This window comes from Pseudomonadaceae bacterium SI-3 (assembly GCA_004010935.1).
In the GTDB taxonomy this organism is placed as follows: Bacteria; Pseudomonadota; Gammaproteobacteria; order Pseudomonadales; family Pseudomonadaceae; genus Stutzerimonas.
In genome coordinates, this window is record CP026511.1 from 2,557,316 (window position 1) to 2,568,952 (window position 11,637).

The window sequence follows — 11,637 nt, forward strand, 5'->3', positions numbered from 1 at the left end:
TTCGAGCAGCGCCCCGGAGAGCGATCCTGCATCTGTGGAGGCGCGGTCCAGCGCTTTCAGATCTCGTAGACCCAATTGAACTGCGTCGCTAGACGCATTGTTTCGTGAGAGTCCAGAGCCAGCAATCATCGGCGAGGCGTCATCTGCCGGATGCGCCGGATCAATGCACAGCGAGGGTCTACGCTGAGGAGAGACAGATGGATAAGCCGCACGGGCTTGTCTACTGGTGGAGATGACAGATCGCAGCTTGCTGCGCAGCCGCCGAGGTATCCCGCCTACCGCACCACGGAGGACAGCCACATGGTCACCAGCACACTCGGCATCACGCTCGACGAGGCAACTCGCGATCGACTCGAGGACGCAGCCAGACGGATCGAGCGCCCGCCACAGTGGGTGATCGAGCAGGCACTGCTCCGCTACCTCGAGGAGGTCGAACGCGACACGAGTCCGCCCGAGGCCGAGGCGGTGTCGCACGTCGGGGAGGATCAAACGGCCAATCTTGTTCCTGGCAGCCAGCCGTTCATCGAATTTGCACAGAGCATTCTGCCGCAGTCGGTGCTCCGCGCAGCCATCACCGCTGCCTATCGCCGCCCTGAGCCGGAGGCGTTGCCGATGCTATTGGAGCAGGCGCGGCTGTCGCCGGAAAAGGCCGAAGCGACCCGCCGGCTTGCGCTACGCATCGCCGAGAAGCTGCGCAACCAGAAAAGCGCCGGTGGGCGGCAAGGCCTGGTGCAGGGGTTGCTACAGGAATTCTCATTGTCATCCCAGGAAGGCGTCGCCTTAATGTGCCTGGCTGAGGCCTTGCTGAGAGTGCCGGACAGGGGCACTCGGGATGCGTTGATTCGCGACAAGATCAGCACCGGCAACTGGCAACCGCACCTGGGCAACAGCCAGTCGGTATTCGTGAACGCCGCCACCTGGGGTTTGATGCTCACCGGCCGGCTGGTCGCCACGCATAACGAAACCAGCCTTTCATCATCACTGAACCGCCTGATCGGCAAAGGTGGCGAGCCGCTCATCCGCAAGGGCGTGGACATGGCGATGCGGTTGATGGGCGAGCAGTTCGTCACAGGCGAAACCATCAACGAAGCGCTGACCAATGCCCAAACCATGGAAGCCAAAGGGTTCAGATATTCCTACGACATGCTTGGCGAAGCTGCGCTCACCGCCGCAGATGCGCGGCGCTATCTGGCCTCGTACGAACAGGCGATCCATTCCATCGGCATGGCTTCGCGCGGTCGTGGCATTTACGAGGGCCCAGGCATCTCGATCAAACTGTCGGCTCTACACCCGCGCTACAGCCGTGCGCAGTACGACCGGGTGATGGATGAGCTCTACCCTGTCCTGGTGTCACTGACTGAACTGGCGCGGCGCTATGACATTGGCATCAACATCGATGCCGAGGAAGCGGATCGCCTTGAGTTGTCCCTGGAACTACTCGAACGGCTTTGCTTCGAGCCGTCATTGGCCGACTGGAACGGCATCGGTTTCGTCATCCAGGCTTACCAGAAGCGCTGCCCCTATACCGTGGATTTCCTGATCGATCTGGCCAAGCGCAGCCACCATCGGTTGATGATCCGCCTGGTCAAGGGCGCTTACTGGGACAGCGAGATCAAGCTGGCGCAGCTCAATGGCCTTGAGGGCTATCCGGTCTATACGCGCAAGGCCTATACCGACGTGTCGTTCATTGCTTGCGCGCGCAAGCTGCTTGCCGCGCCCGAAGCCATCTATCCGCAATTCGCCACACACAATGCGCATACCCTGGCCGCGGTTTATCACCTGGCCGGGCAGAACTACTACCCCGGTCAATATGAATTCCAGTGCCTGCACGGCATGGGCGAGCCGCTTTACGAGCAGGTCGTGGGCAAAGAGGACGGACGTCTCAACCGGCCCTGCCGCATCTATGCTCCCGTTGGCAGCCACGAAACCCTGTTGGCCTATCTGGTCCGCCGGCTGCTGGAAAACGGCGCCAATACCTCCTTCGTCAACCGCATCGCAGACAAGAGCATCTCGCTCGAAGAGCTTGTCGCAGACCCGGTGACGACGGTTGAACAGATGTTCGCCTCGGAAGGCACACTCGGCCTGCCGCACCCCCGGATTCCGCTGCCCCAGCACCTGTATGGGCCCGGTCGGCTCAACGCCTGCGGGCTTGATCTGTCCAACGAGCAACGGCTGGCCTCGCTTTCGTCCGCCTTGCTTGCCGGGGCACGCCAACGCCTGACTGCTGCTCCACTACTCGGCTGTGACGCCGTTTCGACGAATTCCGCCGCGCCCTTGCTCAACCCAGCTGATCATCGGGATACGGTCGGTCACGTTCAGGAAGCCAGCGAAGCGGATGTCGACAATGCCCTGCGCTGCGCCCTCGACTGCGCCAGCGCTTGGAGAAGCACCCCGCCCGCAGAGCGCGCAGCTGCATTAGCAAAGGCCGCGGATCTGATGGAACAGCGCATGCAACAGCTGCTGGGAGTACTTATCCGCGAAGCAGGTAAGTCATACGCCAACGCCATTGCGGAAGTGCGCGAAGCCGTCGATTTTCTGCGTTTCTACGGCGCCGAAGTGCGCGACAACTTCCACAACGACACCCATGTACCACTTGGCCCGGTGGTCTGCATCAGCCCGTGGAATTTCCCTCTTGCGATCTTCACTGGACAGATCTGCGCCGCGCTGGGCGCCGGCAATACCGTACTGGCCAAGCCGGCGGAGCAAACACCCTTGATTGCCATGCTGGGCGTGCAGATCTTGCATGAAGCTGGCATTCCCAAGGGCGCGCTGCAGCTGCTGCCAGGGCGCGGCGAAACCGTCGGTGCCCAGCTGGTCGCTGACGAACGTATCCGCGGCGTGATGTTCACCGGTTCCACAGCTGTCGCCTCGATCTTGCAACGCAGCATCGCCGGTCGCCTGGACGAGCGTGGACGTAGCATTCCGTTGATCGCCGAAACCGGCGGTCAGAACGCGATGATCGTTGACTCCTCAGCGTTGGCCGAACAAGTCGTCATGGATGTGATGGCGTCGGCCTTCGACAGCGCCGGTCAACGCTGCTCCGCCTTGCGGGTGTTTTGCATACAGGAAGATGTCGCTGAACGAGTCATCGGCATGCTCAAGGGCGCGATGGCCGAAGCACGCATGGGTAATCCGCAGCGCCTGTCAGTGGATGTAGGCCCGGTCATTGATAGTGAAGCGCGCGACACCATCGAGCGCCACTTGCAGGCCATGCGCGACAAAGGCCGACGCGTGCATCAGTTGGCCCGTGTCGACGAGAAGGAATGCGCGCATGGCACCTTCGTGACGCCCACGCTGATCGAACTCGAACGTCTTGACGAGCTGCAGCAGGAAGTCTTCGGCCCGGTGCTGCACGTATTGCGCTATCGCCGCACGGAGATGGACCAACTTCTGGACCAGATCAACGCGGCGGGCTACGGATTGACCTTGGGTGTGCATACCCGCATCGATGAAACCATCGCCAAGGTCATCGAACGTGCCAAGGTCGGCAACCTCTACGTCAACCGCAACATTGTTGGCGCAGTAGTAGGGGTGCAGCCGTTCGGTGGTGAAGGCCTTTCCGGTACCGGACCCAAGGCTGGCGGCCCGCTGTATCTGTATCGCCTGCTATCGGAGCGGCCACACGACGCGCTGTTGCGCGCACTGAACTTCGGCGGTACGCAGACGCTACCCGAGGTGCGTCGCGCCCCCGCCCAGGCCGACGCCGCCCGGCAGTTCCAGGACTGGGCTCGGCAAACCGGCCGGGAAGCAATTGCTGCCCTCTGTGAGCGCTACGCCAACCAATCCCAGAGCGGTACCACTCGCTTGCTCAACGGCCCAACCGGTGAGCGCAACAGCTACAGCCTGCTGCCACGCGAGCATGTGCTGTGTCTGGCAGACGATGAAGGTGACCTGATGATCCAGCTGGCGGCGGTATTGGCCGTTGGCACCGAGGCCGTGCTACCGGATGTCCCGCCGGCGCGAGCGCTTCACGCCTCGCTCCCTCAGACGGTCCAAGCCAGGATCACCTTGACCTCGGACTGGACCAGCGACGCGACGCGTTTCGATTTGGTGCTGTACCACGGCGGGCCCGACCAGCTGCTCGACGTCAGCCAGCGGCTGTCGCAACGCAGCGGTCCGATTGTCGGTGTGCAGGGAATGGCCAGCGGCGATACCGACATTCCTCTGGAGCGGCTGTTGATTGAGCGCGCGTTGAGCATCAATACCGCTGCGGCGGGCGGCAATGCGAGTCTGATGACCATCGGCTGACCAACACAGTTTATCGGCTGTAACGGCCCCGCCGGTTTTCGCACGCTGTTGGATCGTCTGATTTCAACGTGCACTTGTCCTGCCGAGCTCAGAAGATCAGCTGCGATTACCTGATTATGGTAATGCGAACGATTTGTGTTTGATATAGCTTTCAGCTTGACTTAGGATGCAGCCGCCTGACAAACCGAGCGTGCCGCAATCCAATGAAAGTTGCCGTCCATACGAGGATCTCTGTTCACCTAGCGATGCTGATCAACATGCTGTCCATTGGCAGCCTGATGATGGTCATGCCGCTTGGGCCGGACCTCGTGCGCGAGCTCGGCATGGAGGCCAGCCACGTTGGCTACATCAGCGGCGGCGCAACCTTGGCTGCCGCGCTAAGTGGGTTCGTCAGTGCACCCTGGCTGGATCGTTTCGACCGCAAGCGCGCGCTGATCACCCTCCTCGTCCTGCGATTTGCCCTGCTGCTGAGCTGTGCCTGGGCGACCGGCCCCAGCCAGCTGATCGCAATCTTCGTGCTGTCCGGCCTGGTGGCGGGTCCGATGGGCGCGATTCTGATGGCCACCATGCTCGACCTGATACCGCCTGCGGAGCGTGGCCGTCAGCTTGCCTATGTCGGGATGGGCTTTTCACTCGCCGCGATTCTGATCATTCCGCTGGCCTTGGAATGTTCGATTCGCTGGAACTGGACGGCACCTTTTTTCCTGTTGGGCGGGACGGGGCTGCTGCTGGCGCTGCTGTGCCAGTTGTTGCTGCCCAAGCCCGCGGTCGTGGAACGGCCAAAAGCCTCGGTCCGATCGCTGTTGGGTTCGCGCCTCTGCCTGGTCGCACTCGGCATCACGTCATTGCAGATGTTTGGGCACTTCCTACTGGTGCCCCATTTCGCCACTTACTTTGAATTCAACCTGGATTTTCCGCGCCCGCATCTGGGTCTGCTGTATCTGCTCGGCGGCGTCGCCAGCCTTGCGGCCATGCGGATTGGCGGCGCCTGGATCGATCGCGGCAGCGCGGTAACAGTGGTGCTTGTCAGCAGCGGCTGCCTCTCGCTGGTGACCTTGCTTGGGTTCGCCGCACCGGTGGGCATCTCCCTCTACGTCATCTTCACGCTGTTCATGGCGCTGAGTGCCGTGCGTACCAACAGCACCATGACCATTGCCGCCGGCGTTCCCCATGCTCACCAACGCGCAGCATTCATGGCGTTTCAGGGAACGGTTTCGAATGTCGCAGCCGGACTCGGCAGTTTGTTTTCAGCGCGCTATCTGAGCGAAGGGCCTCAACACCAAGTGATCGGCTTCGAACACCTAGCCGCCTTCTATGCAGTAGCGGGCGTCGTGGCGGGTATCGGCGTGCTTTATCTGCTTCATGGCATCAGACAGCGCGACATGTGCCTCACCTCAACCAAACAACAGGCGGGCTAACCCGTCGCGGATACGTGATCAGTCCTTTCGACCCTCGAGCAGCAACGGAGCATGCTATGTCAATCGCACTAAACCGGGGTATCAGCCGTCCCCGTCACCTATCCCTGACCATCCTGGCCAGCCTTATGCCGCTTGCCGCACTCGCGGCCGAGCCTGTTACTCTGGAGCAGCAAGTCATCACCGCCACCCAGACGGCGCACAGCGAGCTCAGCGCGCCGGCCAGCGTATCGGTGGTGACCCGTGAGGAGCTTGAGCAGAGACCGGTTTACAACCTGGCCGATGCAGTGAAATACCTGCCCGGTGTGCACCTCAACCCGTCGTCCACGTACGGCCGGCAGGAAATCAAGCTGCGCGGAATGGACTCGGATTACACGCTGTTGCTGGTCAACGGCCGCCGGATCAATTCGCGCGATGCGCTGTCCTCCAACTATGCCAACGACTTCGATCTGTCCTCGATCCCGATGGCGGCCATCGAGCGCATCGAAGTGATACGCGGCCCGATGTCGTCGCTGTACGGTGCAGATGCACTGGGCGGTGTGGTCAACGTGATCCTGCGCCAGCCCACCGAAGAGACGAAAGCCGGTATCGCCTACACCTACGAGCACCCCACCGAGGGCGAGTCGGGTGATGGCCATAAGGCCAGCGGCTACGTCAGTGGTTCGCTGATCGAGAACAAGCTGCTCGGCAATCTGATTCTGGAAACCACTGACCAGGCCGCCTGGCTCAGCGAACAAACGGTCAATCCGAATACCGATGCCGCGGAACAGCGTCAGGCTAGCAGCGCCTACGGTTCCCTCAGCTGGTTGCTGGACGAACGTCAGACCATCGACCTGGACATCACCCACCGCAAGGACGATCGCGAGGCCGAGTGGAACAACTTCGGTGCGGTGGTCCTGAACGTGCAGGAGATGGAGCGCTGGAGCTTTGGACTCGGCCATACCGGCAACTGGGACGGCTTCAACACGCGGGTGCGTTATTACTACGAAAACGTCGAGTTGATGGACGATTCGCAGATCATGACGACGCTGCGCGGCATGAAGGGCGACATCGAGCAAAAAAACCACACCGTCGACGGCCAGGTGACTGCATTTCTCGGCAGCCACCTCCTTACCCTCGGCAGTGAGTTGCGTCGTACCGAGCTGACACACAACCAGAATCTTGGCAGCGAAACCGAGGTGGACCAGAAGGCCGTCTACCTGCAAGACGAGTTTTCTATCGGTGATCTGGACGTGACCCTGGGTGGACGCCTGGATGACCACGACAGCTTCGGCAGCGAATTCAGTCCGCGGGCCTACGGCGTGTACAACCTCACCGACAACTGGGTGATCAAAGGTGGCGTTGGGCGCTCGTTCAAGGCACCAAGCATCTATCAGTCTGACGACACCTATGGCGTATTGGCCTGCCGCGGCATGTGTACGCTGGTCGGCAACCCGAACCTCAAGCCCGAAACCGCGACCAGCTACGAGATCGGTACGCTCTACCAGAACGAGCGTCTCGAAGCAGGCGTCATATTGTTCAACAACGATATCGACGACATGATCATCACCGATACATGGCGAGTCGGATATCGACCTGCCGTGATGACCTATAGCAACGTCAGCAAGGCGCGCGTGCAAGGCTACGAATTGCAAGGTCGTTACAACCTGAGCGACACCATGGGAGTGCGCGCGAACTACACCTATTCGGATGCCGAAGACCTCGATACCGATGAACAACTGCGCAACACCCCGCAGCACGTCGCCAATATCGGTTTCGACTGGCAGGCCATGCCCGATCTGGGGCTGAATCTGGACTACCAGTACACCGGCAGCCAACTCCTCTACGTGTCGGCAGCGCAGCCAAATGTTGAGAGCGGTGCGTTCCATCAACTGAATCTCGGTGCGAAGTACCAGGCCACCCGCGAGTTGTCGCTGAAAGCCGGCATGAACAACCTGACCAACGAGAAGCGCGACGATGTCGCCCAGTCGGTCGATAACATCCTCATGGGCCGTACAGTGTTCGTTGGCTTCAGCTACGACATCTGATACCCGCCATTGCCCGGCAGCCTGGCTGCCGGGTTTCAGGAGTTTGCTCGAAACCAATGACACGAATTGATTCGACCTTCCCCGGCTACCAGCAAGCGGTCCTCATGGCTGGCGGCGCGCTTCTGCTGGGCTTGCTGGCGCTCTCGATGAGCACCGGCGCGGGCGTCTACGGCGCGGTCGAGGTGCTGCACTATCTTCTCGGAAACCAACTCGCCGTGGCGGATGAAAAACTGGCCATGGTGGTAGAGACACTGCGTTTGCCGCGTACGCTGGCAGCGCTCGTTGTTGGCGGAAGTCTTGCCATCGCCGCCTCGCTGCTGCAAAGCGCAACACGTAATCCGCTGGCCGAACCCGGCTTGCTCGGCGTTAATGCCGGCGCAGTGCTGGGGCTGGTCATCGGTCTCATTTTCTACGGCGTCGAATCGACACGGGGCTATCTGCTCTGGTCCGGTGCCGGCGCCCTGCTGGGCAACCTTGTGGTGCTCGGCATCGGCTTGATGCTGGGTCAGGCCAGCCCACTGAAACTCATCCTCGCCGGCGTCGCGCTGGCTGCAATATTCGGCGGTCTGTCGAATTTCATGTTGCTGTCGACACGTGTGGCCTTGGAGCAATTTCGGTTCTGGAACCTGGGCTCCCTCTCGGCCACCCGGCTCGACGCGGTGGGCACCGTCACGCCCGTCGCGCTGCTGGGCCTGGCACTTGCCGGCCTGCTCTGCCGACAACTGACCCTGATGCAAATGGGTGACAGCCAGGCGCGGGCGCTGGGCATTCACACCACCTGGGTGCGACTGGGCGTCCTGGTCGCCTCGACATTGCTGACGGCCTGCGCAATCTCCCTGGCCGGGCCAGTTGGCTTTGTAGGATTTCTGGCAGCTTACTGCGCTCGACTGATCGAACCGGTGGCACTGCTCCGACAGCTGCTGTTCTCGACGCTGTTCGGCATGGTGTTCCTCTTGGCGGCTGATGTGCTGGCGCGCTGGCTGTTGCAACCCTTCGAGCTGCCGGTCGGCACCTTGCTGGCCGCACTCGGCGCACCGGCGCTGATTGCTATCGTCTTGCGCGGTGGCTTCCGATCCCTGCTGGCGGTGAGGTAAGCATGGCATCCATCACTCCCAGCGGCGTGTGGACGCTGCGCATGGGCAGCCTGAGTTTGCTGCTGCACCGACGCAATTGGCTGATGTGCGGCCTGCTCACGCTGCTGCTTGCCATACTGGCTACGCTGGCGATCAGCCTGGGCTCCGGCCAGATGGGCATGCGAGACGTGCTCGCCACCCTGCTTGGCAATGGCAGCAAGCTGCACGAGATCATGGTGTTCAAGATCCGCATGCCGCGGGTCGCCGCGGCCATTGTTGCCGGCTTTGCCATGGGCATGGCCGGCTGCCTGATCCAGACGCTGGTGCGCAACCGCCTCGCAACGCCAGACATGATCGGTGTGAACGAAGGCGCCTCGCTGGCGGTTGTCGGTTTTTCCTTATACCTGACGCTGGGCAGCTGGCCCTGGTGGGCCTCTCCCCTGGGCGCGGTATTGGCCGCCGTAGCGCTGTTCACCCTGTGCCGCCGCCCCGGAGAGCAAGGCTATCTGTTCATCGTCATCGGTATCGCGCTGTCGGAGCTGCTCGGCGCGATCGGCGACTTCGCCATGTCGACGCAGCCGCTGGTACACCTGGGCAGTCTCTATCTCTGGACCATGGGTCACTTCGCTGGGGTCAGCTACCAGACCGTCAACCCGATCGCGCTGGTCCTGCTGGCGCTGTGTCCGCTGTTGGCCTTGGTCAACCGCCCCCTGGCTTTGTTGCGCTTTGGCGATGCCACTGCGCAGAACCTGGGCATCCGCGTGCCGCTGGTGCAACTCGGCGTGTTGGGCCTGGCCATTCTGGTGGCCTCGCTGGGCACAGCGATTGGCGGGCCGGTCGTATTCATCGCCATGGCCGCACCGATCCTGGCGTCCTGGCTGGCGCGCGATAACCTTGCCCCGCTTTGGCTATCGGCCCTTTGCGGAGCGGTGCTGCTACTGGGTAGCGACACGCTGGTGCGGGTGCTGGCGCAGCCGGAAGAGATCCCCACCGGCATCATGACAAGGCTACTCGGCGGCATTCTGCTGCTTGCGTTGCTACTCAAGGACAGACGAGGGGCTGACTGATGACCGTACTGAGCGTCGAAAACCTTCATTTCGCCTATCAGGACAAGGTGGTTCTGGACGACCTTACCTTCTCCCTGCCCAAAGGCCGGTTGATTGGCATCGTCGGGCCCAACGGCAGCGGTAAATCGACCTTGCTCAAGCTGTTGGCGCGTCAGCTGCCCTTGCAACGTGGCGAAATCCACATCCATGGGCAGTCGCTGTCTCGTTACTCAATAAAAAGCCTGGCCCGTCAGTTGGCGTTTCTTCCCCAGCGCCCCGTAATGGCCGAGGGGATTCGCGTCGAACAGCTGGTGCAATACGGTCGGCATCCGCATCAGGGATGGTTCAACCAGTGGAGCGACGAGGATGCTCGCCAGGTCGCTCGCGCTCGCGCGGCCATGCAGCTCGACGCTATCTGGCATCGCCAGGCCTCTTCGCTCTCTGGCGGGCAGGCGCAGCGTGCGTGGCTGGGCATGATCCTGGCGCAGAACACCGATCTGATCCTGCTCGACGAACCCACCAGCGCACTGGATATCGGCCATCAGGCCGAAGTCATGGAAGCGGTTCACCGGATCGCAGCCGAAGGCCGCACGGTGCTGATCGTCATCCATGACCTGGGCATCGCCGCGCGCTATTGCGATGAACTGATTGCCATCGCCGACGGGCAGATTCAGGCCATGGGGCCTGCCCGCGACGTGATGACCAAAGCGCTGGTGGACCGCCTTTACCAGACCGAGGTGGACATCCTGCCGGCGCCCGGTGACGGCGCTCCGGTGATCGTCCCGCGTCGCCGTTCGCTCGCCGAGTCTGCGCTTCCCGCCTCTGCGCCATCAGCCACCCGCACCCCAGCGGTGCCCGAACCCGCTCAAAAGGACACAACCCAATGATCAAACGAACCCCCTGGAACCTCACCATCGCACTTATAGCGGGGTTGATGACGCTCAGTGCGCACGCCGCTACCCGTCAGGTGGAAGATGCGTTCGGCAACACCGTCACCGTTCCGGCCGAGCCTGAGCGTGTTGTCACGCTCAACGAAATCGATCTGGATACGGCGCTGACACTGGGGGTGACGCCGATCGGCACCGTTAACGGACGCGGCCAGGCTGCACCGCCGCGTTACCTGGAAGGCAAGGTGCCAACAGGCATCAAGGTCGTCGGCGATCTGGACAACCCCAACCTGGAGACACTGCTTGAGCTGGAACCGGATCTGATCCTTACCGGTCCGGTCAAGCCAGAGCAGCTGGCGATACTCAACGAGATCGCGCCGACCGTCACGACCTTTAAATGGGCCGAACCTTGGCAGTCCAGCATGCAGCGAACCGCTCATGTGCTGAACAAGAATGATGAAGCCAAGGCTTTTCTGGACCGCTACGAAGCACGTGCAGCCGAGGCGCGTGAGCGTCTGAAGGACCATCAAGGCGAGACGTTCAGTATCGTTCGCTGGAACCCGAAGGGCCCGTCCTACATGTTCAAGGACGCGTTCTCCAGCACTGTGGTGGAAGACGTCGGCCTGGTCCGCCCGGTTCACCAGCAGGACCCAGGCCACACTCATTCCATGGCACTGAGCCTTGAATCCCTTGAACTACTGGATGCGGACTGGCTGGTGATCGGGACTCTGGCCACCAGCGGCGAAGCCGTCGAGGCGCTTAGCCAGGCTGAAGAAACACCGGCGTTCCGCCAGCTCTCGTCTATCGAGGCCAAGCGTTTCGCCGCCGTCGATGGGTCGCTATGGACCTCGTTGGGTGGGCCAATGGCTGCCCTGCAGGTGATCGAAGATGTGGAATCCATCGTCGGCAAAACAGACGCTGAGCCGGTCGCGAAAAACTAA

General features: G+C 61.8%; 7 protein-coding genes. All 7 read left to right on the top strand.

Features of this window, described 5'->3' with window-relative positions; translation table 11 throughout:
• The first annotated feature begins 300 nt into the window (after positions 1 to 300).
• The 7 genes from putA to C1896_12085 all read left to right on the top strand — a co-directional run bounded on the left by putA (position 301) and on the right by C1896_12085 (position 11,637).
• A complete protein-coding gene (gene putA, locus C1896_12055; GenBank protein AZZ45558.1) occupies positions 301 to 4,248 on the top strand; it encodes a trifunctional transcriptional regulator/proline dehydrogenase/L-glutamate gamma-semialdehyde dehydrogenase in 3,948 nt (1,315 codons plus the stop codon).
• Between the two features lie 245 nt (positions 4,249 to 4,493).
• Entirely contained in the window at positions 4,494 to 5,666 is a 1,173-nt protein-coding gene (locus C1896_12060) for an MFS transporter (GenBank protein ID AZZ45559.1), read from the top strand.
• Between the two features lie 62 nt (positions 5,667 to 5,728).
• Positions 5,729 to 7,690, top strand: a complete 1,962-nt coding sequence (locus C1896_12065) for a TonB-dependent receptor (protein ID AZZ47650.1) — start codon at positions 5,729 to 5,731, stop codon at positions 7,688 to 7,690.
• Between the two features lie 56 nt (positions 7,691 to 7,746).
• Positions 7,747 to 8,784: a permease gene (locus C1896_12070; protein ID AZZ45560.1), complete on the top strand. Its 1,038-nt coding sequence runs from the start codon at positions 7,747 to 7,749 to the stop codon at positions 8,782 to 8,784.
• A gap of 2 nt (positions 8,785 to 8,786) precedes the next feature.
• A complete protein-coding gene (locus C1896_12075; protein AZZ45561.1) occupies positions 8,787 to 9,830 on the top strand; it encodes a permease in 1,044 nt (347 codons plus the stop codon).
• Complete coding sequence (locus tag C1896_12080) at positions 9,830 to 10,696, top strand: iron-siderophore ABC transporter ATP-binding protein (protein AZZ45562.1); 867 nt, start codon at positions 9,830 to 9,832, stop codon at positions 10,694 to 10,696. Before C1896_12075 ends, C1896_12080 begins: the two co-directional genes overlap by 1 nt.
• Positions 10,693 to 11,637: an ABC transporter substrate-binding protein gene (locus tag C1896_12085; protein AZZ45563.1), complete on the top strand. Its 945-nt coding sequence runs from the start codon at positions 10,693 to 10,695 to the stop codon at positions 11,635 to 11,637. Before C1896_12080 ends, C1896_12085 begins: the two co-directional genes overlap by 4 nt.